Origin of the sequence: Microbacterium sp. USHLN186 (genome assembly GCF_037145155.1) — a bacterium.
In the GTDB taxonomy this organism is placed as follows: domain Bacteria; phylum Actinomycetota; class Actinomycetes; order Actinomycetales; family Microbacteriaceae; genus Microbacterium.
The window spans coordinates 319,703-345,443 of the sequence record NZ_JBBCYA010000003.1 but is presented as its reverse complement, the minus strand read 5'-3'; the positions used below and the strand labels follow the sequence as shown (position 1 = coordinate 345,443).

At 69.4% G+C, this 25,741-nt stretch carries 31 protein-coding genes; 16 read left to right on the top strand and 15 right to left on the bottom strand.

Translation table 11 applies throughout. From position 1 onward, the window contains the following. Positions 1-23: 23 nt before the first annotated feature. Positions 24-1,097 (bottom strand): redox-regulated ATPase YchF, encoded by a 1,074-nt coding sequence (gene ychF, locus WFG93_RS09070; RefSeq protein ID WP_336646002.1) that lies wholly within the window; start codon positions 1,095-1,097, stop codon positions 24-26. 45 nt (positions 1,098-1,142) lie between these two features. After that, positions 1,143-1,706 carry a class I SAM-dependent methyltransferase gene (locus WFG93_RS09065; RefSeq protein WP_336646001.1) on the bottom strand — a complete coding sequence of 188 codons (564 nt, stop codon included), beginning with the start codon at positions 1,704-1,706 and terminating at the stop codon, positions 1,143-1,145. Positions 1,707-1,767: 61 nt separating this feature from the next. Here WFG93_RS09065 and WFG93_RS09060 point away from each other — a divergent pair, with 61 nt between their 5' ends. Both WFG93_RS09060 and WFG93_RS09055 read left to right on the top strand, forming a co-directional pair. After that, positions 1,768-2,424, top strand: coding sequence for a 3'-5' exonuclease (locus WFG93_RS09060; RefSeq protein ID WP_336646000.1), 657 nt, complete (start codon positions 1,768-1,770; stop codon positions 2,422-2,424). After that, complete coding sequence (locus WFG93_RS09055) at positions 2,421-2,804, top strand: ankyrin repeat domain-containing protein (protein ID WP_336645999.1); 384 nt, start codon at positions 2,421-2,423, stop codon at positions 2,802-2,804. The genes WFG93_RS09060 and WFG93_RS09055 overlap by 4 nt, the downstream gene beginning before the upstream one ends. 40 nt (positions 2,805-2,844) lie before the next feature. On the opposite strand, the gene WFG93_RS09050 is transcribed toward WFG93_RS09055, so the two are convergent. Continuing rightward, entirely contained in the window at positions 2,845-3,120 is a 276-nt protein-coding gene (locus WFG93_RS09050) for a hypothetical protein (protein WP_336645998.1), read from the bottom strand. A gap of 95 nt (positions 3,121-3,215) precedes the next feature. Continuing rightward, a complete protein-coding gene (gene glpX, locus WFG93_RS09045) occupies positions 3,216-4,202 on the bottom strand; it encodes a class II fructose-bisphosphatase (RefSeq protein WP_336645997.1) in 987 nt (328 codons plus the stop codon). Positions 4,203-4,384: 182 nt separating this feature from the next. Here glpX and fbaA point away from each other — a divergent pair, with 182 nt between their 5' ends. Next, positions 4,385-5,413, top strand: a complete 1,029-nt coding sequence (gene fbaA, locus WFG93_RS09040; RefSeq protein WP_336645996.1) for a class II fructose-bisphosphate aldolase — start codon at positions 4,385-4,387, stop codon at positions 5,411-5,413. A 79-nt stretch (positions 5,414-5,492) separates the two neighbouring features. Here the strand turns inward: fbaA and WFG93_RS09035 are convergent, their stop codons facing one another. The 3 genes from WFG93_RS09035 to WFG93_RS09025 form a co-directional block, all read right to left on the bottom strand. Further along, positions 5,493-6,008, bottom strand: a complete 516-nt coding sequence (locus tag WFG93_RS09035) for a COG4315 family predicted lipoprotein (protein WP_336645995.1) — start codon at positions 6,006-6,008, stop codon at positions 5,493-5,495. Between the two features lie 74 nt (positions 6,009-6,082). After that, the gene (locus WFG93_RS09030) at positions 6,083-6,739 is read right to left on the bottom strand and encodes a zf-HC2 domain-containing protein (RefSeq protein ID WP_336645994.1); all 657 of its coding nucleotides are present in this window, start codon (positions 6,737-6,739) and stop codon (positions 6,083-6,085) included. Further along, entirely contained in the window at positions 6,736-7,242 is a 507-nt protein-coding gene (locus WFG93_RS09025) for a sigma-70 family RNA polymerase sigma factor (protein ID WP_336645993.1), read from the bottom strand. Before WFG93_RS09025 ends, WFG93_RS09030 begins: the two co-directional genes overlap by 4 nt. Positions 7,243-7,312: 70 nt before the next feature. On the opposite strand from WFG93_RS09025, the gene WFG93_RS09020 reads away from it, so the two are divergent. Then, positions 7,313-7,819, top strand: coding sequence for a DUF2231 domain-containing protein (locus tag WFG93_RS09020; protein ID WP_336645992.1), 507 nt, complete (start codon positions 7,313-7,315; stop codon positions 7,817-7,819). Between the two features lie 60 nt (positions 7,820-7,879). Here WFG93_RS09020 and WFG93_RS09015 read toward each other — a convergent pair whose 3' ends face one another. From WFG93_RS09015 to WFG93_RS09005, 3 genes are read right to left on the bottom strand one after another with little or no spacing between them, the layout of a single operon-like run. Next, a complete protein-coding gene (locus tag WFG93_RS09015; protein ID WP_336645991.1) occupies positions 7,880-9,199 on the bottom strand; it encodes a hypothetical protein in 1,320 nt (439 codons plus the stop codon). A gap of 9 nt (positions 9,200-9,208) precedes the next feature. Next, positions 9,209-9,742: a DUF6264 family protein gene (locus tag WFG93_RS09010; protein WP_336645990.1), complete on the bottom strand. Its 534-nt coding sequence runs from the start codon at positions 9,740-9,742 to the stop codon at positions 9,209-9,211. Then, positions 9,739-10,791: a 4-hydroxy-3-methylbut-2-enyl diphosphate reductase gene (locus WFG93_RS09005; RefSeq protein WP_336646069.1), complete on the bottom strand. Its 1,053-nt coding sequence runs from the start codon at positions 10,789-10,791 to the stop codon at positions 9,739-9,741. The genes WFG93_RS09010 and WFG93_RS09005 overlap by 4 nt, the downstream gene beginning before the upstream one ends. Before the next feature lie 263 nt (positions 10,792-11,054). Between WFG93_RS09005 and xseA the strand changes: the two genes are divergently transcribed. The 8 genes from xseA (at position 11,055) to WFG93_RS08965 (ending at position 17,934) form a co-directional block, all read left to right on the top strand. Then, entirely contained in the window at positions 11,055-12,332 is a 1,278-nt protein-coding gene (gene xseA, locus WFG93_RS09000) for an exodeoxyribonuclease VII large subunit (protein WP_336645989.1), read from the top strand. A 196-nt stretch (positions 12,333-12,528) separates the two neighbouring features. Continuing rightward, positions 12,529-12,768: an exodeoxyribonuclease VII small subunit gene (locus WFG93_RS08995; protein ID WP_336645988.1), complete on the top strand. Its 240-nt coding sequence runs from the start codon at positions 12,529-12,531 to the stop codon at positions 12,766-12,768. After that, the gene (locus tag WFG93_RS08990) at positions 12,765-13,406 is read left to right on the top strand and encodes a DUF4245 family protein (protein ID WP_336645987.1); all 642 of its coding nucleotides are present in this window, start codon (positions 12,765-12,767) and stop codon (positions 13,404-13,406) included. Before WFG93_RS08995 ends, WFG93_RS08990 begins: the two co-directional genes overlap by 4 nt. Next, on the top strand, positions 13,403-14,077 hold the full coding sequence (locus tag WFG93_RS08985) for a carbonic anhydrase (protein WP_336645986.1): 675 nt from the start codon (positions 13,403-13,405) through the stop codon (positions 14,075-14,077). The genes WFG93_RS08990 and WFG93_RS08985 overlap by 4 nt, the downstream gene beginning before the upstream one ends. Next, complete coding sequence (locus WFG93_RS08980) at positions 14,074-15,468, top strand: class II fumarate hydratase (protein ID WP_336645985.1); 1,395 nt, start codon at positions 14,074-14,076, stop codon at positions 15,466-15,468. The genes WFG93_RS08985 and WFG93_RS08980 overlap by 4 nt, the downstream gene beginning before the upstream one ends. 180 nt (positions 15,469-15,648) lie before the next feature. Next, positions 15,649-16,485, top strand: a complete 837-nt coding sequence (locus tag WFG93_RS08975) for a type IV toxin-antitoxin system AbiEi family antitoxin domain-containing protein (protein ID WP_336645984.1) — start codon at positions 15,649-15,651, stop codon at positions 16,483-16,485. Positions 16,486-16,561: 76 nt separating this feature from the next. Next, entirely contained in the window at positions 16,562-17,095 is a 534-nt protein-coding gene (locus WFG93_RS08970; protein ID WP_336646068.1) for a hypothetical protein, read from the top strand. A 278-nt stretch (positions 17,096-17,373) separates the two neighbouring features. Next, a complete protein-coding gene (locus WFG93_RS08965) occupies positions 17,374-17,934 on the top strand; it encodes a PKD domain-containing protein (protein WP_336645983.1) in 561 nt (186 codons plus the stop codon). 145 nt (positions 17,935-18,079) lie between these two features. On the opposite strand, the gene WFG93_RS08960 is transcribed toward WFG93_RS08965, so the two are convergent. Then, positions 18,080-19,435 carry a PhoH family protein gene (locus WFG93_RS08960; protein WP_336645982.1) on the bottom strand — a complete coding sequence of 452 codons (1,356 nt, stop codon included), beginning with the start codon at positions 19,433-19,435 and terminating at the stop codon, positions 18,080-18,082. 195 nt (positions 19,436-19,630) lie between these two features. Beyond that, complete coding sequence (locus tag WFG93_RS08955) at positions 19,631-20,413, bottom strand: isoprenyl transferase (protein ID WP_336645981.1); 783 nt, start codon at positions 20,411-20,413, stop codon at positions 19,631-19,633. A gap of 145 nt (positions 20,414-20,558) precedes the next feature. Between WFG93_RS08955 and trhA the strand changes: the two genes are divergently transcribed. Next, positions 20,559-21,248, top strand: coding sequence for a PAQR family membrane homeostasis protein TrhA (trhA, locus tag WFG93_RS08950; protein WP_336646067.1), 690 nt, complete (start codon positions 20,559-20,561; stop codon positions 21,246-21,248). 77 nt (positions 21,249-21,325) lie between these two features. Next, a complete protein-coding gene (locus WFG93_RS08945) occupies positions 21,326-21,799 on the top strand; it encodes an S-ribosylhomocysteine lyase (RefSeq protein ID WP_336645980.1) in 474 nt (157 codons plus the stop codon). Between the two features lie 30 nt (positions 21,800-21,829). Here WFG93_RS08945 and WFG93_RS08940 read toward each other — a convergent pair whose 3' ends face one another. Next, the gene (locus WFG93_RS08940; protein WP_336645979.1) at positions 21,830-22,075 is read right to left on the bottom strand and encodes a hypothetical protein; all 246 of its coding nucleotides are present in this window, start codon (positions 22,073-22,075) and stop codon (positions 21,830-21,832) included. A gap of 74 nt (positions 22,076-22,149) precedes the next feature. Here WFG93_RS08940 and WFG93_RS08935 point away from each other — a divergent pair, with 74 nt between their 5' ends. Continuing rightward, entirely contained in the window at positions 22,150-22,536 is a 387-nt protein-coding gene (locus WFG93_RS08935) for a DUF4307 domain-containing protein (protein WP_336645978.1), read from the top strand. Positions 22,537-22,655: 119 nt separating this feature from the next. Beyond that, a complete protein-coding gene (gene greA / locus WFG93_RS08930; RefSeq protein WP_182252596.1) occupies positions 22,656-23,144 on the top strand; it encodes a transcription elongation factor GreA in 489 nt (162 codons plus the stop codon). Positions 23,145-23,246: 102 nt separating this feature from the next. Here the strand turns inward: greA and ilvA are convergent, their stop codons facing one another. Continuing rightward, a complete protein-coding gene (gene ilvA, locus WFG93_RS08925; protein ID WP_336645977.1) occupies positions 23,247-24,476 on the bottom strand; it encodes a threonine ammonia-lyase in 1,230 nt (409 codons plus the stop codon). Then, a complete protein-coding gene (locus tag WFG93_RS08920) occupies positions 24,473-25,672 on the bottom strand; it encodes an AI-2E family transporter (protein WP_336645976.1) in 1,200 nt (399 codons plus the stop codon). Before WFG93_RS08920 ends, ilvA begins: the two co-directional genes overlap by 4 nt. Positions 25,673-25,741: the final 69 nt, after the last annotated feature.

The following is a 25,741-nucleotide window of genomic DNA, read 5'->3' as shown; positions in this document are numbered from 1 at the left end:
TATGACGGGGACCGTCATTAACGCTAGACGTTGAACCGGAACTCGACCACGTCGCCGTCCTGCATGACGTAGTCCTTGCCCTCCAGGCGCGCCTTGCCCTTCGCGCGGGCCTCAGCGACCGAACCGGTCGCGACGAGGTCCTCGAAAGAGATCACCTCCGCCTTGATGAAGCCCTTCTCGAAGTCGGTGTGGATCACACCCGCCGCCTGCGGCGCCTTGGCGCCCTGAGGGATCGTCCAGGCGCGTGACTCCTTCGGACCTGCGGTGAGGTAGGTCTGCAGGCCGAGGGTGGCGAAGCCGATACGGGCGAGCTGGTCGAGACCCGACTCGCTCTGTCCGGTCGCCTCGAGCAGCTCCTGAGCGTCCTCCGGGTCCAGCCCGATCAGCTCGGACTCGATCTTCGCGTCGAGGAACACCGCCTGCGCGGGGGCGACCAGCGCCTGCAGCTCGGCCTTCTTCGCATCGTCGGTGAGCACCGACTCGTCGACATTGAACACGTAGATGTACGGCTTCGCCGTCAGCAGGCCGAGCTCCTTGATCGGCGCGAGGTCGATACCCGCGGTGGAGAGCAGCTGACCGCGCTCGAGGGCATCCTTCGCCGCGTTCGCGGCATCCAGCACCGCCGGGTCGGTCTTCTTCTGCTTCACTTCCTTCTCGAAGCGCGGCAGAGCTTTCTCGATGGTCTGCAGGTCGGCGAGCATGAGCTCGGCGTTGATGGTCTCCATGTCGCCCTTGGGGTCGACAGTTCCCTCGACGTGCACGACATCGTCGTCGACGAAGCCGCGCACGACCTGCGCGATCGCGTCGGCCTCGCGGATGTTCGCGAGGAACTGGTTGCCCAGCCCCTCCCCCTCGCTCGCACCGCGGACGATGCCGGCGATGTCGACGAACGACACGGTGGCGGGCAGGATGCGCTCGCTGCCGAAGATGCCGGCCAGCGTCTGCAGTCGCGGGTCGGGCAGGTTCACCACGCCGATGTTCGGCTCGATCGTCGCGAACGGGTAGTTCGCCGCGAGCACGTCGTTCTTGGTCAGCGCGTTGAAGAGAGTGGACTTGCCGACGTTGGGCAGACCGACGATTCCGATAGTGAGAGCCACGGGAGACGAGTCTACCGGCGGGAGGCGTCGCGCAGTGCCGGCGGCTCAGGCGCGCAGCGCCCGGAACGCGCGGGTGACGTACGGCACGTCGATCGTCGCGTCGCCCTTCAGCCCCAGCGCGTCGAGCATCTGCTCGGCGGCGCTCGCGTGCATGATCTCGGTGAGTCGTCGCACCCAGTCGACGTGGCTGTCGCGCACGTTCCAGATCAGCCCGAGAGTCCCGCCGGGTCGCACGACCCGCCCGATCTCTGCGGATGCCGCCACCGGATCCACCCAGTGCCAGGCCTGCCCCAGAACGACAGCGTCGACGGCGGCATCCGGAAGCGGCAGTGACTCGGCCGTGCCGAGGAAGGTCGGCACACTCGGCACCTGCTCGCGCAGTTCGGCGAGCATCGCGGCATCCGGATCCACGGCGACGACCTCGGCATTCCCCGCCGAGACGACGACCCGGGTGAGCTTGCCGGTTCCGGCGCCCACATCGGCGAGCCGTCGCGCACCTTCGGGCAGGCGCTCGAGCATCCACGCCACGGCTTCGAACGGGTAATCCGGCCGCGCTGCCTCATAGTTCTCCGCCTCGGCGCCGAAGGAGGTCGCCCGTGCATCGCTCATGTTCCTCAGCTTATGGCGAGCCTGCCGAGCGGCATCCAGATGTCATGACAGGCTGAAGCCCGTGCCACTGGATTTCACTGCGATCGACTTCGAGACGGCGAACTCCAGTCCCGCCTCCGCATGCTCCGTCGGCCTCGTCCGCGTCCGCGACGGACAGGTCGTCGCGCAGACGGGGTGGCTGATCCGTCCGCCGCAGGGCCATGACGTGTTCAACGAGTGGAACGTGCGCATCCACGGCATCCACCCGCACCACGTCCTCGACGCAGCGACCTGGCCGGAGCAGCTCGAGCACCTCTGCGCCTTCGTCGGCGAGGACGTGCTCGTTGCGCACAACGCCGGATTCGATCTGAACGTCCTGCGCCGCGCGTGCGAAGCCACCGGACTCGAAGCCCCACCCTACCGATCGCTGTGCTCGCTGGCTGTCGCTCGCAAGACCTACGACCTCGACTCGTACCGGCTGCCGATGGCCGCCGCAGCGGCTGGCTTCGGCGATTTCTCGCACCACGACGCCCTCGCCGACGCCCGCGCCTGCGCGCAGATCATCATCGATGCCGCCCGCCGCGCCACCGCTCTCGACGTCATGGCGCTGGCCGGCGCGCTGGGCGTCGCACTGTCGGCGCCGCTGGCCGGCGAGCGCGCAGCCGCTGCCGCCCGCGCCTCCGATGCGACGACACGTCGCCCGCACGCGCGTCGGCGATCGGTCACAATGGTCGGATGACGAACGGACTGAGCCTCGAGGTGATCGAGGGCACATTCGACCTGGCCCGACAGGGGCGCACCGGACCGCTGGGAGAGATGCTCGAGGCGGGCGTGCCGGTCGATGTGCGCAATCCTCGTCAGGACACCCTGCTGATCGTCGCGACCTACGCCGAGCACGCCGAGACCGTCGCCGACCTCATCAGCCGCGGTGCGGATCTGGATGCCGTGAACGCGAACGGCCAGACCGCGGTGTCGTGCGCGGTGTTCCGTCGCAACGAGCCGCTGCTGCGGCAGCTGCTCGAGGCCGGTGCGGACCAGGATGCCGGTGCGCACACCGCCAAGCAGGTCGCCGACCAGTTCGGGCTGAGCGACATGCGCGCGCTGCTCGACGCCTTCTGACCGGCGCCGCTACCGCCGGCTTCAGCGCTCGGAGTGCGGGTCAGGCCCCGCCGGGCACCCACGAGAGCAGCGCGATGACGATGCCGGAGCTGACGAGGAAAGCACCGATCATCCACCACGAGCTCAGCTCGTGGCCTTCTGCGCGGCGCACGCGGAACAGCACGTCGGCGCGGCGTGCGGGGTCGAAGCTCGGGGCGACCGCCGCCTTGGCCTGCTGGGCCGCCATGATCTGCTCCTCCGTCACGCGCAGGATCCGGCCGGTCTTCGTGGTGATGTGCTGTACGCGGCTCGGACTCTCAGATCCAGTGGACGACATCCGGAGCACTCCTCTGCGTGGCTGTGCCGACGCTCTGGGCACGCCGGTTCCCCTCTATTCTGCCAGCGGTCGCTGAGAACGTCGGCAGGCGCGGCTCACAGCCACTTCGAGACGAGGTGATCGGACACGATGCGGCGCAGCGTGCCCGAGGCTCCGCGCAGCACCACGCTCTCGGTGTAGAGGTAGTTGCCCTCGCGGCGCACACCGCGCACGAGCTGGCCGTCGGTGACGCCGGTGGCGACGAAGATCGTGTTGTCGCCCCGAACGAGATCGTCGGCCTCGTAGACCTTGTCGAACTCGAGCCCGGCATCGATGCCGCGCTGGCGCTCGTCGTCATCGCGCGGCCAGAGCATTCCCTGGATGTGACCGCCGAGCGCCTTGATCGCGCATGCCGTGACGATGCCCTCCGGGCTGCCGCCGATACCGACGCACATGTCGGTGCGCGCATCGTGACGGGCTGCGTTGATGCCGCCGGCGACGTCGCCGTCGCTCATCAGGCGGGTGCCGGCTCCGGCCTCGCGGATCTCGGCGATGAGTTTCTCGTGGCGCGGACGGTTCAGCACCGAGACGACCACCTCGTCGACCGGCTTGCCGAGAGCCTTGGCGAGGCGGCGGACGTTCTCGCCGATCGGCTTGCGGATGTCGACGACGCCCACACCGGCGGGGCCGGTGACGAGCTTGTCCATGTAGAACACGCTGGACGCGTCGAGCATCGTGCCGCGGTCGGACACGGCGAGCACGGAGAGCGCGTTCTGGCGTCCCTCCGCGGTGAGCGTCGTGCCGTCGATCGGGTCGACGGCGATGTCGCATTCGGGACCGCGGCCGGTGCCGACGACCTCACCGTTGAACAGCATCGGCGCGTTGTCCTTCTCGCCCTCGCCGATGACGACACGACCCTGGAAGTCCACGGTGCCGAGGAAGGCGCGCATCGCGTCGACGGCGGCACCGTCCGCAGCCTCCTTCGCGCCTCGGCCGACGAACGGCACCGCGCGGATCGCCGCGGCTTCGGTCGCGCGCACGAGTTCCATCGCGAGGTTGCGGTCGGGACGGAGGGGGCTGAGATCGGCTGTGAGGCTCACCATGCGGTCAGCATAGCGACGGAGGTTCGCGGAATCGGCGACTTTTCGCAGGATGACAATGAAGGAATACGCGTTCTTATCTGTGCATCAAGAACCTTGGGGCACCGAGCGTAACCGCCACGGGAATCATCTGTCTGCGGGCTAAAGTGAGCAGGAACCCCCGCACCTCAGAGGCAGGAGAACTCATGCCCGTCGCCACTCCGGAACAGTACGCAGAGATGCTCGATCGCGCGAAGGCCGGCGGCTTCGCGTATCCCGCATTCAACGTCTCCAGCTCGCAGACCATCAACGCCGTGCTGCAGGGACTGACCGAGGCCGGCTCGGACGGCATCATCCAGGTCACGACGGGCGGTGCGGACTACTTCGCCGGCCACACCGTGAAAGCCCGCGCAACCGGCGCTCTTGCCTTCGCGCGCTATGCCACCGAGGTCGCCAAGAACTACCCGATCACCGTCGCGCTGCACACCGACCACTGCCCGAAGGACGCCCTGGCCGGCTTCGTCGAGCCGCTGATCGCCGCGTCCGAGGAAGAGGTCAAGGCCGGACGCAACCCGATCTTCCAGTCGCACATGTGGGACGGATCGGCCGTGCCGCTCGATGAGAACATCGAGATCGCCAAGGAGCTGCTGCCGCGCATGAAGGCGATCAACGCGATCCTCGAGGTCGAGATCGGCGTCGTCGGCGGCGAGGAGGACGGCGTCGCGCACGAGGGCTCGAACGACGCCCTCTACACGACGTTCGCGGACGTCGACCAGGCCATCCAGGCGCTCGGCCTCGGCGAGCAGGGCCGCTACATCGCCGCGCTGACCTTCGGCAACGTGCACGGCGTGTACAAGCCGGGTGGAGTGAAGCTGCGTCCCGAACTGCTCGGCGACATCCAGGCCGAAGTGGCGAAGAAGTACAGCACCGGCCCCAAGCCCCTCGACCTCGTCTTCCACGGCGGCTCGGGCTCGAGTGACGAGGAGATCGCCACCGCCGTCGCGAACGGTGTCATCAAGATGAACATCGACACCGACACGCAGTACGCGTTCACGCGCTCGATCGCCGACTACATGTTCAAGAATTACGACGGCGTGCTGAAGGTCGACGGCGAGGTCGGGAACAAGAAGCAGTACGACCCGCGCGCCTGGGGCAAGATCGCCGAGTCGGCGATGGCCGCACGCGTGGTCGAGTCGACGCGTCAGCTCGGCTCGCACGGACAGTCGAAGAGCTGACCGCCAGTTCGCATAGGCGCCGTCGGATGCCATCCGGCGGCGCCTATGCGTTGTCCGAAGAAGTGCGAGGACTGCGGGATCATCCGGCCATCCGCTCCCCTGCCGGGCTCAGCACCCACCAGACGTCGTTGACGCCCTGCCCGTTCACGTCTCCGGCGGCGCTGTCACCCGCGAAGTAGTAGAGCGGCCAACCGTTCAGGGTCACCTGCATCTTGCCGTCCGCGGTCTCGATCGTGCCGAGGTCTCCGGTGACGCCGTCACCATGCGGCTCGTCGCCGGCGGCGATCAGCGGAGGCCAGTTCTGGAGGCAGACGCCGGTGCATGCGCTGGTGTCCGTGCCCTGGGTGTCCTTGTCGAACATGTAGACCGTCATCCCGTCGGCATCCACCACGACCTCGCCGACCGAGGTCTCCGCGACCATGAGGTCCGCTCCGGATGCCGCAGGCTCGGATGCATCGCTCGAGGGGGTGCGGTACGAGCCGCCGTCGTCCGTCCCGGAAGATCCGGGTGACCCCGGCGAGCCGTTCGTGCCGGCGCTGCAGCCGCCGAGCAGGAGTGCGAGGGCGATGCCTCCGATGGCGAGTGCCTTGCGCATGATCGCGTCCTTTCGTCCGCCGGGCACGATGCCCGGGCTCGATTCCAGTGACACGAGACAGCAGGCCGGAGGGTTCAGTCGAGGTCGCGGCGAACCACGACGGATCCGGACGCGTCACGGATCTCGACCGCCCTGATGTCCGACACGGCCAGGGCTGTTCCGGCCGACAGGCGAGCCGTCGCGCCCGGCTCGACGCTCCATGTCGACAGCGTCGACGTCGTGCCGTCGTCCGCCACGATGGCAAGGGCGTACTCCCCACCCACACCTGCCGCGCGGTATCCGTCGTACTCGCAGGTCAGCTCGAGCTTCGTTCCCCAGGGCACAGACGTCATCGTCACCGATGCCGTCACGGGCGCGCCCGCGACGGGGTCCATCAGCATCGCTTCGGCCGGTCGAGGCGTGAGCGCGGCGACCGAGATGCCGAGCGCCACGACGACGGCGGCGACCGCCCCAACCGCCCACGCGCCGATCCGTCGATGGCGCAGACGCCGCTCCCGCGCAGCGGCGAGCACTCTGACCGGTGCGACGTCACCGGCATCCGAGATCCGCTCGACATCCCCGGCGTCCAGCAGCGACAGCAGCGAGACGGTCGAGCTCAGCTCGGCCACGGCATCTCGGCAGCGCGCGCAGCGCGTCAGGTGCTCTTCGTACTCCGAGCGTTCGGCAGCCGACAGCGCGCCCAGCGTGTACGCGGCGTCCCACGTGAGGAAACGCTCGTGATCTCCCTTCACCGGGTCACTCCTCTCTCCTGCAGCGCGAGGCGCAGTGCCCGCAGGCCGTAGTGCATCCGCGACTTGACCGTTCCCTCGGGGATGCCGAGCTCCGTCGCCACCTCGGCGACGCTGCGCCCGCGGTAGTATGCGGCGACGACCACCGCCCGATGCTCCGCGCTCAGCGCGGCGAGCGCGTCCTGGACCAGCAGCGCATCGAACAGCCGGTCGGTCCCGTCGTCGATCGCCCGTTCTGGCACGTCGGCGACCGCGCTCTCGTGGCGGCGCCTAGCGCTGCGCGCCTCGTCGATCACAATGTGCCTGGCCACCGTGATCATCCACGCCCGCGAAGTCGTCGGGTCCTGCTCGAGGATCCGCGGTGTGCGCCATGCCCGCAGCAGCGTCTCCTGCACGATGTCGTCGGCAGAGCCGCGGCTACCCGTGATGCTCACGACATACCGCCGGATCGGCCCGGAATGCAGCTCGTAGAGCGCGGTCAGCCGTTCGTCGTCGTCATGCGTCACGGATCGCCTCCTCACGAGGGAAACGAGGCGGAGAGGTCTCCGGTTCAACGGTGAACCGGAACGGCACACGATGCGTTCTCTTCGTATGGACATCTTCGCCGACATCGACGCCTTCCGCATCGCCGGACTGCCGATGCATCCGCTGCTCGTGCACGCGACGGTGGTGCTTACGCCGCTCACCGCTCTCACCGTGGCGATCGTCGCGCTGTGGCCGACGGCGCGCCGCCACCTGGGATACGCCCCGCCGATCGCGGCGCTCGTCGTCGCCGGTCTGGCGCCGGTCACCGTGCTCGCCGGCGAGAGCCTTGCCGAGACGGTCGGCGAGACCCCGGCCGTCGAACGTCATGAGTCGCTGGGACGGCTGCTGATCCCGTGGACGATCGCCCTGCTGATCGCGGCGGTCGCGGTGGCCGTGAGTGATCGGATGGTTCGGCGACTGCGCCGCACGAATGCGGGCGCAGCACGCGCCCTCACGGTGATCATCGCCGGTGCCGCGGTGATCGCCGCAGTCGGCACGATCGTCGTGACGGTGCTCACCGGGGATACCGGGGCTCAGGCGGTCTGGGGAGGCGTCTGAGCGCTCGGATCGTCCAGGCGGATCCGGTCGGCGTGGATCCGCCGTCCTGGGCGGACGTCGTCAGCGGCTGCGCATCCGCCGAGCCCATACGGCGAGATCCACCACCGCGTCGATCACGAGCAGCACGCCGACCCCGCGCATGAGCGGTGAGCGCGCCCTGACAGCCGCGATGCCGGCCGCGAGTTCGCCGTATCCCACTGCGGCCCCGAGCCGGGGACGTGCCCGCAGGAACGCGGTCGTCCGCGCGAGTGGCGTCTCGCGTCGCGTCAGCGGGAAGGTCTCCCCGATTCCGCCGACCAGCAGCCCACCCAACGTACGCGGCCACCCGGCCGGAGCGAATCGCTGCGGCGCGGTGAGGAGATCGAGTGCACCCCCGGCACCGGCATCCGGTTCCTCTGCGTCGCCGGCGGCGGCATCCGCAGCAGCCGACGATCCCTGCGTGAGAACCGCGGAGATCAGCGCGGACGGCACCCCGAAAGCCGCGACGAACGCTATCACGCGCTCTCGCGCCCCCGCCGTGCCGCCGAGTGCTTCCGGAGCGCATGCGCGTGCGGCGGCATCGTGATCGAGCGGGTCGCCCTGCGCGAGCACGAGCAGCTGCTCGGCAGTGCCGTCGGCTTCGGTCAGCATCCGCCGGTACACCTCCGCGCTCTCCGGCACGGCGAGCGCGTCGATGTCGAGCACCGGGCGCGTGAGGCGCTCGGCGTTCGGCCAGAACATGCCCGTGCGCCCGCCGCGTGCGGTGACCTCCACCCACGCGCCGCCCCAGTCACCCGGAACGTTGACCTCGATGATCGGGTGATCGGCCGACGAACCGGCGACCGTCGCGCGCGGCTCATCCGTGACGTAGCGGTACGCCGACCAGTCGCCGGCTTCCAGGTAGTCGACCTGCACGCCCAGCAGCTGGGCCATGAGCCGCGCACCCCACGGCCCGCGGCGGGAGAACTCCGCCACGTGCACCGACGACATCGCGAAGTCCGTCTCAACGGACTCGTCATCCGCAGCGTCCGCGTCGTCCGGCATCCCGAATCCCGCGAGGTCCTCGGATGACACTGCCGCGTCGTCGAGCTCGGCATCCACAGTCTCGAGCGCGTCGTCGTCCACGCCGAGGTGCAGGGCGAGACCCGCCGCGGTGAACAGCGCGCGCAGCTGCTCGACGGCCAGGTCGAATCGCAGCCGATCGTCCGCATCGAGCGCGACGATTGCCTCGCTGTCGGTGACGGGGATCAGCAGCACAGCCTCATCCCCGTCGAAGCCCCGGGACGCGGCGAGCACGCGCTCCGCCCGCAGGATGCCCTCCGCCTCAGCCGTGGGGTCCTCGCCGTTGCGGGAATCCACCGAGGCGTAGGCGACGTGGAACGCGATCTGCTCTTCTGACACCCTCCGAGGCTACCCGGCGGGCGGTGTGGTGAGGCCCGCGGTGAAGGCGGGATCGCTGAACATCACGATCGAGATGCACACCGACACCAGCAGCATGGTCACGACGAAGCCGACCAGCGGCACCCACCAAGACGAGCGCCCGGCGCGCAGCCGGCGGAACGACAACCACACCGTCGCCGCGTACCCGACGACGAGGATCACGACCGCGACAGTGCCCCACGTGCGTGCGGCGGCGTAGCTCGTGAACTCGCCGTCGAGTCCGAGCATCTTCATCGACCCGCTCAGCGTGTCGGACATGTTCAGGAACTGCGGGATCGACGAGAGCACGTTGAACAGCCCGAAGCCCAGCAGCAGGAAAGTGATCAGACGCCCCACCGGTCGCGCGGGCGCCTCCGTCGTCGGGGGTCCCACGGGCGTGGCCGGCGTCGGGGCTGTCGGGGTCGGGACGGATGCCGCGTCCGCGGCATCCTCCGGCGGCAGCCCCCGGCGCGCGCGCTGCTCCTCTGGCGTCGCGTACTCGCCGTACTGCGGGCGATCGCTCACGAGCGACGGACCCGCCCGCCGAGCGCGCGCTCGTCGCGCTTGCCGGCGAGGTCCTGACGCAGCTCCTTCGGCAGCGAGAACATCAGGTCCTCCTCTGCGGTGCGCACCTCTTCGACGTCGGCGTAGCCGGCCTCGTCCAGTGCCTCGAGCACCTCGCGCACCAGCACCTCGGGCACCGATGCGCCGCTGGTCACACCGATGGTGCGCACGCCGTCGAGCCACTCCTGGCGCACCTCGTCGGCGTAGTCGACGCGGTAGGCGGCCTTCGCCCCGTACTCCAGCGCGACCTCGACCAGGCGCACGCTGTTCGAGGAGTTCGCCGAGCCGACCACGATGACGAGGTCCGAGTCACGGGCGATCTTCTTGATGGCGACCTGGCGGTTCTGGGTGGCGTAGCAGATGTCATCCGACGGCGGGTTCTGCAACTCGGGGAAGCGCGTGCGCAGCCGGTTCACCGTCTCCATCGTCTCGTCGACCGACAGGGTGGTCTGCGAGAGCCAGACGACCTTCGACGGGTCCTTGACCTGCACGGTGTCGGCCTCGTCGGGCGAGTTCACGATCGTCACGCGCTCGGGGGCGTGACCGGCAGTGCCCTCGACCTCCTCGTGACCGTCGTGGCCGATGAGCAGGATCTCGAAGTCGTCGCGCGCGAAGCGCACGGCCTCGCGGTGCACCTTGGTGACCAGCGGGCAGGTCGCGTCGATCGCGTGCAGCCCGCGGTCCGCAGCGCCCTGCACCACGGCCGGCGAGACGCCGTGCGCGCTGAAGACGATGTGCGCGCCCTCGGGCACCTCGTCGACCTCTTCGACGAAGATCGCGCCCTTCTGCTCGAGCTCGGTCACCACGTGGATGTTGTGCACGATCTGCTTGCGCACGTACACCGGCGCACCGTAGCGCTCGAGTGCCTTCTCGACGGCGACGACTGCGCGATCGACACCGGCGCAGTAGCCTCGCGGCGCCGCCAGCAGCACCCGCTTCTCGCCGCTGACCGGACGGTTCTCGAGCCGCGCGCGCTCGGGGGCGCGACGGCGGGACGGGATGTGCGGCACGGGCAGCGAGACAGCGGTTGAACTCACACCGCGAGTCTACCGGCGGCACCTGGTCACGGGCCGGGAGCCCGGCGGCCGGGCGGGGTCTGGTGCGGGGGACTGCCGGGGCGGCTGGTTCGCTGCGGGGGCCGACACGCCAGATGTCGGACACTTGCGTGCAAACCGTCCGACATCTGGAGTGTCGGCCCCCAGATCGCAACCCGGCCGCGCCGCGGCGTGCCCCACGTCAGTCGGGCGTCCGTGGCATCCCGGACAATGGAGGGATGACCGTCTTCCACGCGACCGCCGTGCCCGGTGAGCCGCCGCCCGCCGATGCGGTCGCGCCGCGCGATTCGCGACCGGACGCCCCCACCTCGGTCGCCCGGCTGAACGGCACCATCCGCGACTTCGTGGCGCGCTGGAACACCGTGTGGGTCGAGGGTGAGATCACCTCGTGGAACGTCCGCGCGGGCAACGTCTTCGCGCGGCTGAAGGACAACCGCTCCGACGCGCAGATCTCGATCCGGGTGTGGTCGAGCGTGCGTCCGCGCGTCCCGGCCGATCTCGCGGTCGGCGACCACGTGGTGGCGGCCGTGAAGGCCGACTACTTCGTCAAGGGCGGCGACTTCAGCTTCGTGGTGTCGGCGATGAAGCACGTCGGCCTGGGCGATCAGCTGGAACGGCTCGAGAAGCTGCGCGCGCAGCTGCGGCTGGAGGGCCTGTTCGACGGGGCACGCAAGAAGGCGCTGCCGTTCCTGCCGCACTGCATCGGCCTGATCACCGGCGAACGCTCGGATGCCGAGAAGGACGTGCATCGCAACGCCGAACTGCGCTGGCCGCAGGTGAACTTCCGCACCGAGCACGTCGCCGTGCAGGGTGACCGGTGCGTACCCGAGGTGCTGGCGGCCCTGCAGCGGTTGGATGCCGATCCCGACGTCGACGTGATCGTCATCGCCCGCGGCGGAGGCGACCCGCAGACCCTGCTCGGGTTCAGCGACGAACGCCTCGTGCGCGCGGTGGCGGCGGCCACCACGCCGATCGTGAGCGCGATCGGTCACGAGAACGACCACCCCCTGCTCGACGACGTCGCCGACCTGCGCGCCTCCACCCCGACGGATGCGGCGAAGCGGGTGGTGCCGGATGTCGGCGAGCAGCGCGCCATCGTCGCCCAGCTGCGCTCGCGGGCGACGACCCGGCTGACCCAGCGCATCTCGCACGACGTCATGCAGCTAGAGCAGCTGCGCTCGCGCCCGGTGCTGCGCTCACCCGATCCGATCATCGACGAGCGCGCGCAGGAGGTCTGGCTGCTCGCGTCGCGCGGACGCGACACGGTGACCAGGAAGCTGGATGCCGCGCAGCGCTCCACCGCCGAGCTGCGCGCCTCCCTGCGGGCGCTGTCGCCCGCAGCCACGCTCGCGCGCGGCTATGCGATCGTGCACCTCGACGACGGCCGCATCCTCAGCGACGCCGCCGACGCTCCCGCCGGCACGCCGCTCACCGTGGCGGTCGACCGCGGCTCGCTGCGCGCGGTCTCGGAGGGCGAGACGCCCGAAGCCGACTGACCGCCCCCGCCTGCCCCCGACCCCGCCTGGCCCCCGGCCCGCCCGGCCCCCGGCATCCGGCATCCGGCATCCGTACGCTTCGGGGGCCGACACGCCAGATGTCGGACGGTCTGCGCGGATGCGTCCGACATTTGGCGTGTCGGCCCCCGTTCCGGCCCGCCCACCCGGGATCGGTCCCCCGCGACACGCCGGTAAGATGGGGGCCGTGACCGCGCCCCACGACTCCCCCGTCGAATCCCTGTCGTTCGAGGCCGCGCGCGACGAGCTGGTGCGCGTGGTCGCCGAACTCGAACAGGGTTCGCCCACTCTCGAGCACTCCCTCGCGCTGTGGGAGCGCGGTGAGGCTCTCGCCGCCCGCTGCGAGGAGTGGCTGCTCGGCGCGAAGCGGCGTCTGGATGCTGCACGCGATGCCGCATCCGCCGGAGCCGCCGAATGAGCCGCCAGCCTCGCATCGTCGCCGGACTCGGGCGCCCCGAGACCGCGCAGGAGACCGCCGACCGCAAGGCCGAGTCGAGCCGCGTCTACCGCTCGAGCCAGACCTTCCGAAATCTCATCGCCGCTCTGATCGTCACCGTCGCCGTGGTCGCGGTGGTCGTGCTCGGCGTGCCCCGCGGCGACGTGCCGGATCGGCCCCCGATCGATGTCGCCCGCATCGCCAGCGAGGTCGAGACGTCCATGCAGCGCCCGGCCATCGTCGCCGAGGCCGATGACTACTGGCGTGTCAACGCCGCCGGACTCGAGGGCGGTGCCACGAAGGTCTGGACCATCACCCTCGCCCCCGCCGCGGATGACGAGCGCGGGTTCATCCGCGTCGCGCAGGCGTTCGACGCCGACGTGTCCTGGGCGCCGCAGGTGCTCGGCGGCGCTGCCCCGAGCGGCGAGAAGACGATCGACGGCCGCACGTGGGACGAGTTCGACCTCTCCTCCCGCCCGACCGGCAACATCACCTACGCCCTCGGGACCCAGGCCGGTCCCGACTACGTGCTGCTGTACGGCTCCCAGTCGCCGCAGGCGACGGCCGAGCTCGCAGAATCCCTGTCCGCACAGATCGACGACCTGAAGGAGGCCGAATGACCGCAACGATGACACCCGCTGAGGCCTGGAATGAGATGCTCGAAGGGAACAGGCGATTCGTCGCCGGCACTCCCGCGCACCCGCACCAGGACGTCTCCAAGCGCCACGAGCTCGCCGACGGCCAGGCGCCGATCGCGACCCTGTTCGGCTGCTCCGACTCGCGCCTCGCCGCCGAGATCATCTTCGACAAGGGCCTGGGCGATCTGTTCGTCGTCCGCAACGCCGGACAGGTGATCGGCGAGTCGATCGTCGCCAGCCTGGAGTACGCCGTCGGCATCCTCAACGTGCCGCTCATCGTCGTGCTCGCCCATGACTCCTGCGGCGCGGTGCGCGCCGCCATCGACGGCACCGCGATCGACTCCGCTCCGCTTCCGGCGGGCATCTGGAAGCTCATCGCACCGATCGTCCCGGCCGCGCGCAAGGTGCTCGCCGAGACCGGCGGTACGACGCCGGCCGACATCGATGCCGAGCTCGTCGGACGCGAGCACCTGCGCAACACCGTCGCAGACCTGCTGCACTCGTCCGAGATGATCAGCAATGCCGTGGCCGCGGGTCGGCTCGGCATCGTGGGCGCGAACTACCGTCTCGCAGAGGGCACGGCTGTGCCCGTCGTCACCGTGGGGATCGACGCCGAGGGGCGCGTCCCCGCTTTCAAGGAGGAATCGGCATGACCGACAACGAGTACCGCATCGAGCACGACACCATGGGCGAGGTGCGCGTGCCCGCGAAGGCTCTCTACAGCGCCCAGACCCAGCGCGCCGTCGAGAACTTCCCGATCTCGGGCAAGGGGCTCGAGTCGACCCAGATCGCCGCGCTCGCGCGGATCAAGAAGGCGGCGGCGCTCGCCAACAAGCACCTGGGCACCCTGGACGGCGACATCGCGGATGCCATCGCGAAGGCCGCCGACGAGGTGGCATCCGGCAAGCACGACGGCGAGTTCCCCGTCGACACGTACCAGACCGGTTCGGGCACGTCGTCGAACATGAACATGAACGAGGTGCTGGCGAATCTGGCATCCGGCATCCTCGGCTCGGCCGTGCACCCGAACGACCACGTGAACGCGTCGCAGTCGTCGAACGACGTCTTCCCGACGTCGGTGCACATCGCCGTCACGCAGGCGCTGATCGACACGCTCATCCCCTCGCTCGACCACCTCGCCGTCGCTCTCGAGGCGAAGGCGGAGCTGTGGAAGGGCGTCGTGAAGTCGGGTCGTACGCACCTGATGGATGCGACCCCGGTCACGCTCGGCCAGGAGTTCGGCGGCTACGCGCGCCAGATCCGCCTCGGCATCGAGCGCGTGCAGTCCGCCCTCCCCCGCGTCGCCGAGGTGCCGCTCGGCGGCACCGCAGTGGGCACCGGCATCAACACGCCGCTGGGCTTCCCGCAGAAGGTCATCGAGCTGCTCGCCGCCGAGACCGAGCTGCCGATCACCGAGGCGAAGGACCACTTCGAGGCGCAGGCCAACCGCGACGGTCTCGTCGAGGCATCCGGGGCGCTGCGCACCATCGCCGTGTCGCTGACGAAGATCAACAACGACCTGCGCTGGATGGGGTCCGGCCCGAACACCGGCCTCGGCGAGCTGCACATCCCCGACCTGCAGCCCGGTTCGTCGATCATGCCCGGCAAGGTGAACCCCGTGGTTCCGGAGGCCGTGCTGATGGTGTGCGCGCGTGTGATCGGCAACGACGCGACCGTCGCGTGGGCGGGCGCGTCCGGCTCGTTCGAGCTGAACGTCGCCATCCCGGTGATGGGCACGGCGCTGCTCGAGTCGATCCGACTGCTCTCGAACGCCGTCCGCGTGCTGGCAGACAAGACCATCGACGGCCTGGAGGCCAACGTCGAGCGCGCGGCCGCCTTCGCCGGCATGAGCCCGTCGATCGTCACGCCGCTGAACAAGGTCATCGGCTACGAGGCAGCCGCGAAGATCGCCAAGCACGCGGTCGCCAAGGGCATCACCGTGCGTGACGCCGTGATCGACCTCGGCTACGTCGAGCGCGGCGAGATCACCGAAGAGGTGCTCGACGAGAAGCTCGACCTGCTGTCGATGACGCACGCCGGCTGAGCCCCGTTACGTTTCGGGGGCCGACACGCCAGATGTCGGACGCATCGTCATGATCCGTCCGACACCTGGAGTGTCGGCCCCCGTTTCGTATCCTCTGCACAACGGCCGAGGCTGAGAAGTTGTCCCAGGATCCCGGGAATCGGCACCCGGTCGGCGCCTTCGCGGGCGGATGCTGGTGCCATGTTCGATCCACAGGTGCTGGTGGCCCGCCTCGGCGGACTCGCGCAAGGGACGCAGCTTCAGGAATACGGCGTCAGTCGCATGCAGCTGAGCAGGGCCGCGCGCGACGGCCGCATCGAGCGACTGCGCCCCGGCGTGTTCGCCACCCCGGAGCTGAATCAGGCTGAGCGCACCGCCGCCCGGCACGGCGGTGCGCTCACGTGCTCGGAGGCGCTTCGGCGTCTGGGGGTGTGGGTGCTCGCGCCGGAGGGCGTTCCGCACGTGTGGGTCGGGCGCCGTGGCCGCGTTCACCCGCACCCCGGATGCCGCTGCGTGAGCCACTACTTCCGTGGACGCTCCGCCTTCGGAATCGTCGACGTCGAGACGGCCCTCGTGCACCTGTATCGCTGCGCGGGCGACGAGGCGTTCTTCGCATCCTTCGAGTCGGCGTGGAAGCTGCGGCTGCTGTCGGATGGCGCGCGCCTGCGCATCCGGGCCGCGCTGCCCGCGCACGCCCGGTGGCTCGTCGACTTCGCGCGACCGGATGCCGAGAGCGGGCTGGAGTCCCTGCTGCGCTTGCGCCTGCACCTGCTGGGGATCGAGCTCGAGTGCCAGGTGGTCATCGTCGGAGTGGGGCGCGTGGACTTCGTCATCGACGGCCGGCTGATCCTTGAGGCGGACGGGCGGGAGAACCACGACGGCCCGTCCCTGCGTCACAAGGACCTCATGCGGGATGCGGTCGCGTCCGCGCTCGGGTACGAGACGCTGCGCTTCGACTACGAGCAGATCCTGCACGAGTGGGAAACCGTGCAGCGCTCGGTGCTCGCCGCCCTGGGCCGCACCGTCGAGCACGCGTGACAGAGGCGATCGTGCACGCGGCTGTGGATAACTCGAGCGCACCGCCGGCCCGCGGGGTTACCGTGGTGCCGTGACGATGACGACCACATTCGCACGCGCGACCTCGGGCGTCGCTGCTGTCTGCGTGCTCATCGGGATGCTGTCGGCCTGCACGCCCGAACCGGAGCCGAAGCCGACCAAGACGGCGCTCTTCGCCTCGGACGAGGAGGCGTTCGCCGCGGCGGAAGAGACCTACCGCGCCTACGTGGCGGGCTTGAATGAGACGGATCTTCGAAACGATGAGACCTTCGAACCCGTCTACAACTGGCTTACCGCATCAGCGCTGTCTTCAGAGCGCGAGAATCTCAGTTACTACCATGCAGAACACCTGACCCGAGTGGGTGAGACAACCTTCGATTCTTACACGCCCGTCTCACGAAGCGCCAAGAAGATAGTCGCCAACTTATGCCTTGACGTCTCAGGGGTGGATCTGCTCAACGTTGACAGCCAGTCGGTGCTTCCGGAGGACCGCGTCAGTCGCCGGGCTCTCAAGGTCACCTTCGTTCCCGGCGACACCCCCACTCAGCTAAAGATCGCTTCCAACCATCAACCGGAATCGTTCAAATGTTGACGCCTACCTCTCTCGTCGCTGCATTGCTCGCTTCTGTCGTTCTTCTCCAAACGAGCAATCCACCCCCACCTGACTCTGAAATTGGTGGCGGCGGAGCGTCATGGGGTATCAACAGCAAGGGAGACACGCTCCGTGTCGAAGGCGTTAGAAACCGCGGCGGTAATCTCGGACATGAGGCTGAATTTCACAAGAGAACCCCCGACGCAATCCACGTCGGCGATGTCGAGCCTCGCCCGCAGCCTCCGACGCCCGAGGAGTGCCGCATCAACTGGGACGCGATGATCTCGTGCTGGGAGTACGTCGAAAGGCCCGAGGGCACTCCGGATGAGGAGGCTTCGGACTCGACGCCGAGCATCCCGCCGGTCACGATCTCCGACCTCGCGATCTTCTCCCCCGCCAAGGGCGCCGTCGCAGGAGAGCCGGACAACCTCGGAGTCGCCGGGTTGCCCACGAATTTCGTCACTGAGGCGCAGGCGCATGTGCGCTCGGGCGAGCTGTTCGGCTTCCCGGTGGACGTCCGCTTCACACCGGCTTCGTACACCTTCCGCTACGGCGACGGCGAGTCACGCACCTCGAGCAGCCCTGGTCGCAGCTGGGCCGATCTCGGCCAGGCGCAGTTCACGCCCACCGAGACGAGTCACACCTACTCCGAGCGGGGGACGTACGAGGCCCAGGTCGACATCGCCTACACCGCCGAGATCGACTTCGGGGTGGGGTGGTTCCTCGTCGACGGGCAGCTCGACGTCCCGGGCCCGACCCAGCAGATCCGCATCTTCGAAGCACGGACCGCCCTCGTCGCGCACACGTGCACCGAGCAGCCGTCCGCCCCGGGCTGCTGACCCCGGCATCCGGCCCCCGCATCCGGCATCCGGCATCCGGCCGCATACGAACCGGGGGCCGACACTCCAGATGTCGGACTGCCTCCACGAAGCCGTCCTACATCTGGCGTGTCGGCCCCCAGAACGCACCAGTGCAGCCCCGTCGTCAGCTGAGCTCGCCGCCCTCCAGCAGGTCCGTGACCAGCGCGGCGATCGCCGAGCGCTCCGATCGCTGCAGGGTGACGTGACCGAACAGGTCGTGCCCCTTCAGCGTCTCGATCACGCTGGCCACACCGTCGTAACGTCCGACGCGCAGGTTGTCGCGCTGGCCGACGTCGTGGGTCAGCACCACCCGCGAGTTCTGCCCGATCCTGCTGAGCACCGTGAGCAGCACGTTGCGCTCCAGCGACTGCGCCTCATCGACGATCACGAAGGCATCGTGCAGTGAGCGCCCGCGGATGTGGGTGAGCGGCAGCACCTCCAGCATCCCCCGCTCGACCACCTCGTCGAGCACGTTGCCCGAGACGACCGAGCCGAGCGTGTCGAACACCGCCTGCCCCCACGGGTTCATCTTCTCGCCCTGGTCACCGGGCAGATACCCGAGCTCCTGCCCGCCGACCGCGAACAGCGGCCGGAACACGATGATCTTCTTCTGCTGCTGCCGCTCGAGCACCGCCTCCAGCCCCGCGCACAGCGCCAGCGCCGACTTGCCCGTGCCGGCGCGTCCGCCCAGCGAGACGATGCCCACCTCGGGATCGAGCAGCAGGTCGATCGCGATTCGCTGCTCGGCCGACCGCCCGTGCATGCCGAACGCCTCACGGTCGCCGCGCACCAGCCGGAACTCGCCGTCGCCGATCACCCGTCCGAGGGCGGACCCGCGCTCGGAGTGGATGATCAGTCCAGTGTTCACCGGCAGCCCGCGCACCTCCTCGCTGAGCCCGACCTCGCTCTCGTAGAGATCGCTCATCTCGTCGCCCGACAGGTCGACGGTGGCGATGCCGGTCCAGCCCGCATCCACGGCCTGCTCCGCCAGGTACTCCTCGGCGGGCAGACCGAGCGCAGCCGCCTTGACGCGCATCGGCAGGTCCTTCGACACGATCGTGACGTTCTGGCCGTCGTCGGCCAGGTGCGCCGCGGTGGCGAGAATGCGGCTGTCGTTGTCGCCGAAGCGGATGCCGGCGGGCAGCAGCGACATGTCGGCGTTGACCAGCTCGACGCGCAGGGTGCCGCCGTCGCCCACCTCGATGGGGAAGTCCAGCCGTCCGTGCTCGATGCGCAGCTCGTCGAGATGACGCAGCGCGCGTCGTGCGAAGTAGCCGAGTTCGGGATCATGGCGCTTGCTCTCCAGCTCGCTGATCACCACGACCGGCAGCACGATCGAGTGCTCCGCGAAGCGGAACAGCGCCTGAGGATCGCTCAGCAGCACGGATGTGTCGAGCACATATGTGCGAAGAGCCGTGTCATCGTGTGACACGGCTCCGGCGGCTGAGGTGGACTGCTGCTGTGCTGTACGTGTGGTCATGATCCACTCCCACCCGGGACTGTTCCCGGCTCTGCAGCGAGTCGGCCATGGCCACGAGTCGCGATCCTGAAGGCCGACCCGACCGGGCACCGTGCCCGATGAGATGAACGTACGGCCCGCGGCTGCCTTCCGCCACTGTTGTCGAAGGGTGTGTCGCGTGTCCGTCGGGTGAACGACGCGCGCGGATGCCGTGGGTCAGCGACCGAAGCGGCGATCGCGATCCGCGAAATCGCGGATCGCCCGCAGGAAGTCGACTTCGCGCAGGTCGGGTCCGAGCGCCTCGACGAAGTAGAACTCGCTGTGCGCGCTCTGCCAGAGCAGGAAGTCGCTCAGCCGCTGCTCACCGCTGGTGCGGATGACGAGGTCGGGATCGGGCTGACCACCCGTGTAGAGGTGCTCGCCGATCATCTCCGGAGTGAGATGCTCGGCGAGGTCCTCGAGGGTGCCGCCGCTGGCGTTGTGCTCGGCGATGATGCTGTGCACCGCATCGACGATCTCGTTGCGCCCGCCGTAGCCGACAGCCAGGTTCACGTGCAGGCCCTCGTGGCCGCTGGTACGCCGCTGGGCGTCGGCCAGCACCCGGGACAGCTCGGCGGGAAGGATGTCAGCCCGGCCGACGTGCTGCACCCGCCAGTCACCGCGCTCGGCCAGAGAATCCGCGAGCTCGGCGATGATCTCGATGAGGTCCTGGATCTCCTTCGAATCGCGCTTTCGCAGGTTGTCCGCCGAGAGCAGGTACAGCGAGACCACGCCCACGCCCAGCTCGTCGCACCACGCCAGGAACTCGCGCATCTTCGCCGCGCCGGCGCGGTGGCCGGCGGCAGCGGACTCGAATCCGAGCTGGCGTGCCCAGCGCCGGTTGCCGTCGATCATCATCGCGACGTGATGCGGAACCTTCGACGGGTCTATCCGTCGGCGAAGGCGGTTCCCGTAGAGCCGGTACAGGGGCCCGCGCCCCGAGCCCTCGCGTGCAGTCACGTGCCTACGCTACCGCCACGCGCTGCGAGAACGCGGCAGATCCTGAGGACATGTACGGCCAACGGCATGCGCCCATGCCTAGAGTGAGCACGTGAGCACCCGAGCCTCAGACGACGCTGAACCCGACGTGCCCCAGCTGCCCCTCATGGACGCTGCCGCGGTGGATGCCGCGGTCGAGGTCAGGCCCACCTGGCGCGGCTGGATCCACGCCGGCACGTTCCCCGTCGCAATCGCCGCGGGCGTCGTGCTCATCGTCCTCGCGCAGGGCGCACCCGCCAAGTGGGCGGCCGCCGTGTTTATGACCACGTCGCTGCTGCTGTTCGGTAACTCCGCGGTGTATCACCGCTTCGACTGGGGTCCCAAGACCAAGGCCGTGCTCAAGCGCATCGACCACGCGAACATCCTGCTGCTCATCGCCGGCACCTACACGCCGCTGGCGACTCTGGCGCTCCCGCCGCAGAAGGGTCTCGTGCTGCTCATCGTGGTGTGGAGCGGCACCGTGCTCGGCATCCTGTTCCGCGTCTTCTGGATCAACGCGCCGCGCTGGCTCTACGTGGCCCTCTACCTCGCGCTCGGATGGGCCGCGGTGATGTACATGGGCGACCTTCTGCACGCGAGCGTGGCCATGATGGTGCTCGTCGTCGTCGGCGGCCTGCTGTATACGGCCGGCGCGATCATCTACGCGCTCAAGCGGCCGAACCCCTGGCCGGGCCACTTCGGCTTCCACGAGATCTTCCACGTCTGCACAGTGCTGGCCTTCCTCTGCCACTGGACCGCGTGCCTGCTGATCTCCCTCGAGCCGCTCTCCCCGTCGCTCGGCGTCCCTGCCGGATGACCCCGTGAGTCGTCGCCCAGGCGACCGCGCCGCCCTGCGGGTTACGCTCGAGAACACCGAGACGCGAGGAGCGAGCAATGGCCGAAGTCGAGAGCTTCACCCTGGACCACACCGCCGTGCAGGCGCCGTACGTGCGACTGATCAGCGTCGAACACGGCCCGAAGGGCGATGCGATCTCGAACTTCGATGTGCGCTTCGTGCAGCCCAACGAGGGCGAGATCCCGACGGCCGGACTGCACACCATCGAGCATCTGCTGGCCAGCGTCGTGCGCGACCGCATCGACGGTCTGATCGACATCTCGCCCTTCGGCTGCCGCACCGGATTCCACGCGATCCTGTGGGGTGAGCCCAGCGTCGCGGACGTCGTCGCCGCGGTGCGCGGAGGTCTCGAGTTCATCGCCGAGAGCGCGCAGTGGGATGACGTGCCCGGGGTCTCGGCGGTGGAGTGCGGCAACTATCGCGATCACAGCCTGCACAGCGCCAGGGAGTGGTCGCGTCGCATCCTCGAGCAGGGGATCAGTCTCGACGCTTACGAGCGCGTCGGGGTCTGACCGCGTCGGCCCCTGAGCGCGCCAGAGCCGTCAGCGGGCGGTGTCGTCGCCCTCGTCCCGCGCGCGCAGCGCGGCCTCTTCGGCATCCAGCTCCTCGCGCACCTCTTCGCGGTAGCGCACCCGGCGGATGCGACGGTTCATGTCCCAGATGAGCAGGATCACCGCCACGACGATCAGCACGATGAGCGCGAACCCGGGGAATCCGGGCGTGACCGATTCCGGGTTCACCGTCATCGACGGCGTCGGGATGGGAGTGCTCTCCCCGAACAGGATCATGTGTCCGCCTCTTCTCCGCAGGTCGAATAACCTGGAAGCACCAGCCTATCCGCCGTCCGAGAACCGGGAGAGACGTGACCACCGCACGCGAGCTCGATGAGCGCTACGGCCGCACTCCTCGACGCCGCCTGCCCTGGGTCGTCCTGGGCGTGGTCGCGACGGCCCTCGTGGTCGGGCTGGGGTGGATGGTGGTGTCGACACAGATGAACGCGGTGGATGCCGATGACCTGGGCTTCACCGTGGTCGACGCGCACACGGTCGAACTCCGTTTCCAGTTCACCGCGCCGCAGGGCGCCGACGTCGCCTGCGCGGTCGAGGCCCAGGACGAGGAGTTCGGGGTGGTGGGCTGGAAGATCGTCGAGATCCCGGGCGGCGAGCACCACACCCAGGGCGTCGCCGTCAGCATCCCGACCGTCGCCGAGGCCACGACGGGTTTGGTGAAGACCTGCTGGGTCACTTAGAATCATCCGAAAGATGACCGACGCCCCGGCCCACGCCGGGGCGTCTTGGCATATCCCGCGGGTCCACGACAGGCCCGACTTCCCCAGCCCCTGAAGGGGCCCGCATGAAGGAGCACGCTGTGTCCACAGACGCTCAGGTACCTTTCCTCACGCAGGAGGCCTACGATCGGCTCGTCGAAGAGCTCGAGCACCTCTCCACCGTCGGCCGAGACGAGATCGCGGCCCGCATCGAGGCGGCCCGCGAAGAGGGCGACCTCAAGGAGAACGGCGGCTACCACGCTGCGAAGGACGAGCAGGGCAAGCAGGAGGCGCGCATCCGCACCCTGCAGCAGCTGCTGAAGACCGCCAAGGTCGGCGAGGCCCCCACCAGCCGCGGCATCGTCGAGCCGGGCACGGTCGTGACGGCGCTCGTCGCCGGCGACGAGGAGGTCTTCCTGCTCGGCAGCCGTGAGATCGCCGCCGGCGGCGACCTCGACGTGTACAGCGAGGCGAGCCCGCTCGGCCAGGCCATCATCGGCCTCAAGGTGGGCGACAAGTCCAGCTACGAGGCGCCGAACGGTCGCTCGATCTCGGTCGAGATCACGGGCGTCGAGACCTACACCGGCTGAGTGCCGGTGCCGCAGCGGCGGGATGCCCGGTGGGCATCCCGCCGTTCGCATCTGCGGCACCGGTCCGCGTCAGCCCGCGTCGTGCGAAGCGCGGTCGTGCGATCAGTCCGGCACCACGAGCGGCTCGAAGCCGGCGCGGCGCAGCGTGTCGAGTGCGAGCTGCGTGTGCTCGGGGCCGCGGGTCTCGATCGACAGCTGCAGGATCATGTCACTGATCTGCAGGCCGTGCCCGTGCCGGGTGTGCAGCACCTCCATGACGTTCGCGCCCGCCTCGGCGAGCAGCTCCGACACCTTCGCGAGCTGTCCGGGGCGATCCGGCAGAGGGATGCGCACGGTCGCATAGCGTCCCGACGCGGCGAGCCCGTGCGCCACCACCCGCTGCAGCAGCATCGGGTCGATGTTGCCCCCGGAGAGGATCGGCACGGTCACGCCGGTGCCGTGCACCTTCCCGGCGAGGATCGCGGCGACCCCGACCGCGCCGGCCGGCTCGACGACCACCTTCGCGTGCTCGAGCAGCACCAGCAGCGCCCGGGCGATGTCGTCTTCCGAGACGGTGACCACCTCGTCGACGAGGTCGCGGATGATCGCGAAGGGCACGTCGCCGGGTCGTGCGACGAGGATGCCGTCGGCGATGGTCGGCTGGGTCTGGATCTCGACCGGTCCGCCGGCGTCGAGTGACGGCGGCACTGCCGCGGCGTTCTCGGCTTGCACGCCGATCACCCGGACGGTGCGGCCGGCTGCTGCCGCGGCGGCCTTGACCGCGGCCGCCACGCCCGCGATCAGTCCCCCGCCGCCGATGCCCATGATGACGGTGTCGACGTCGGGCACGTCCTCGATGACCTCGAGGCCCAGTGTGCCCTGGCCGATGACGATGTCACGGTGATCGAAGGGGTGGATCAGCACGGCACCGGTGCGCTCGGCGAAATCCGCAGCCAGCCGCAGCGAGGTGGCGACGGTCTCGCCCTCCAGCACCACCTCGGCGCCGTACCCGCGCGTGGCCAGCAGCTTCGGCACGGGCACTCCGAGGGGCATGAAGATCGTCGCAGGGATGCCCAGCATCTGCGCCGCGAGCGCGACACCCTGCGCGTGATTCCCGGCGGATGCCGCGACCACGCCGCGTGCCCGCTCCTCGGCGGTGAGCCGGGAGAGCCGGTACGTCGCCCCGCGGATCTTGAACGATCCGGTGCGCTGCAGGTTCTCCATCTTCAGCATCACCTTCGAACCCAGCGCATCGCCGAGTGCGCGCGAGAGCTCGGTGGGCGTGCGCGAGATCACCCCGGCCAGACTCTCGGCTGCGCTCTGGAACTCGGCCAGGCTGGGGACTGTGGTCATCGCTTCCTCCTCTGCCGCTCGCGCGGCACTGTGCTCCAGATGAGATCGTCGGCGGCGGGCTCGCGCCCGGTGCGCCAGGCGCCGGTGCTGATGGTCACCGCGGCGACGTTGACGAACGCAGCGAGCGGCACGGCGAAGAGGGCGCCCGGGATGCCGGCGACCATCGCTCCCCCGGCGACGACCAGGACCACGGCGAGCGGGTGCACCTTCACGGCGGAGCCCATCAGGATCGGCTGCAGGATATGGCCCTCGAGCTGCTGCACGAGCAGCACCACGGCCAGCATGAGCAGGCCGATCAGTGCGCCGTTGTACACCAGCGCGAGGAACACGGCCACGGCGCCGGTGACGACCGCGCCGACGATCGGCACGAACGAGCCGAGGAACACCAGCACCGCGATCGGGATCGGCATCGGCACCCCGAGCACCGCCGCGCCGACGCCGATGCCGATGGCGTCGATGCCGGCGACGAGCATCTGCGTGCGCGCGTAGTCGATCACGGTAGCCCAGCCGTTGCGCGCTGCCGCGTCGGCGGCGGGCCGTGCCTTTCGGGGGAACAGCCGCAGCGTCCACCGCCAGATCCCGGCGCCGTCGGCGAGCAGGCAGATGAGGATGAACAGCGCCAGCAGCGCCCCAGTGAGGATGTGCGCGGCGGTGCCCGTGACCGCGAGCGCGCCGTTGAGCAGCAGGTCGGCCTGCTCGTTGAGCAGCGCCATGCCGCGCTGGATGTACTGATCGATCTGCGCCGAGCTCAGGTGCATCGGCCCGGTCATGAGGAAGGAGCGCACCTGCTCGATGGCCTCTGCCGTCTTGGCCTGCACATCGGGCAGCTGCGCACGCACCTGCCACACCACGAGCCAGAGCAGGCCGGTCACGATGCCGAGGGTGCCGATCACCGTGATGGCGATGGCGAGCCAGCGCGGGAAGCGGGCCCGCAGCATGAGCTCGAACGCGGGCGAGAGCAGGGCCGTGATGAGGATGGCGATCATGACCGGGATGACGAGCAGCTTGAGCAGCATCACCAGCCAGATGAACAGCGCCACAACTCCGGCGATGACGAGCAGCCGCCACGAGTATGCGGCGGTGATCCGAAGCGACGCCGGCACGGCCTGGTCGACCTGCTCGCGCACCGGGCGCACGGGGACGGTCGGGCTGTGGCGGAACGGATTGCGGAACCTCGGAGTGGGGTCGTCGCTCATTGTGCAATTCTACGTATCCCGCCGCGGCCGGCAGTTCTCGGTGTCGGCGGCGACGGATAGCCTGGCGCA

Bases quoted from the DNA above. Each gene is read 5' to 3' on its own strand.
- WFG93_RS08985 (WP_336645986.1), top strand. From the start codon at position 13,403: ATGACCGCAACGATGACACCCGCTGAGGCCTGGAATGAGATGCTCGAA.
- WFG93_RS08940 (WP_336645979.1), bottom strand. From the start codon at position 22,075: ATGATCCTGTTCGGGGAGAGCACTCCCATCCCGACGCCGTCGATGACG.
- WFG93_RS08980 (WP_336645985.1), top strand. From the start codon at position 14,074: ATGACCGACAACGAGTACCGCATCGAGCACGACACCATGGGCGAGGTG.
- xseA (WP_336645989.1), top strand. From the start codon at position 11,055: ATGACCGTCTTCCACGCGACCGCCGTGCCCGGTGAGCCGCCGCCCGCC.
- WFG93_RS08995 (WP_336645988.1), top strand. From the start codon at position 12,529: ATGGGGGCCGTGACCGCGCCCCACGACTCCCCCGTCGAATCCCTGTCG.
- WFG93_RS09065 (WP_336646001.1), bottom strand. From the start codon at position 1,706: ATGAGCGATGCACGGGCGACCTCCTTCGGCGCCGAGGCGGAGAACTAT.
- WFG93_RS08975 (WP_336645984.1), top strand. From the start codon at position 15,649: ATGTTCGATCCACAGGTGCTGGTGGCCCGCCTCGGCGGACTCGCGCAA.
- ilvA (WP_336645977.1), bottom strand. From the start codon at position 24,476: ATGACCACAGTCCCCAGCCTGGCCGAGTTCCAGAGCGCAGCCGAGAGT.
- glpX (WP_336645997.1), bottom strand. From the start codon at position 4,202: ATGGTGAGCCTCACAGCCGATCTCAGCCCCCTCCGTCCCGACCGCAAC.
- WFG93_RS09050 (WP_336645998.1), bottom strand. From the start codon at position 3,120: ATGTCGTCCACTGGATCTGAGAGTCCGAGCCGCGTACAGCACATCACC.
- WFG93_RS08945 (WP_336645980.1), top strand. From the start codon at position 21,326: ATGGCCGAAGTCGAGAGCTTCACCCTGGACCACACCGCCGTGCAGGCG.
- WFG93_RS08970 (WP_336646068.1), top strand. From the start codon at position 16,562: ATGACGACCACATTCGCACGCGCGACCTCGGGCGTCGCTGCTGTCTGC.
- WFG93_RS08965 (WP_336645983.1), top strand. From the start codon at position 17,374: ATGATCTCGTGCTGGGAGTACGTCGAAAGGCCCGAGGGCACTCCGGAT.
- fbaA (WP_336645996.1), top strand. From the start codon at position 4,385: ATGCCCGTCGCCACTCCGGAACAGTACGCAGAGATGCTCGATCGCGCG.
- WFG93_RS08920 (WP_336645976.1), bottom strand. From the start codon at position 25,672: ATGAGCGACGACCCCACTCCGAGGTTCCGCAATCCGTTCCGCCACAGC.
- trhA (WP_336646067.1), top strand. From the start codon at position 20,559: ATGGACGCTGCCGCGGTGGATGCCGCGGTCGAGGTCAGGCCCACCTGG.
- WFG93_RS09055 (WP_336645999.1), top strand. From the start codon at position 2,421: ATGACGAACGGACTGAGCCTCGAGGTGATCGAGGGCACATTCGACCTG.
- WFG93_RS08960 (WP_336645982.1), bottom strand. From the start codon at position 19,435: ATGACCACACGTACAGCACAGCAGCAGTCCACCTCAGCCGCCGGAGCC.
- WFG93_RS09020 (WP_336645992.1), top strand. From the start codon at position 7,313: ATGCGTTCTCTTCGTATGGACATCTTCGCCGACATCGACGCCTTCCGC.
- WFG93_RS08990 (WP_336645987.1), top strand. From the start codon at position 12,765: ATGAGCCGCCAGCCTCGCATCGTCGCCGGACTCGGGCGCCCCGAGACC.
- WFG93_RS09035 (WP_336645995.1), bottom strand. From the start codon at position 6,008: ATGCGCAAGGCACTCGCCATCGGAGGCATCGCCCTCGCACTCCTGCTC.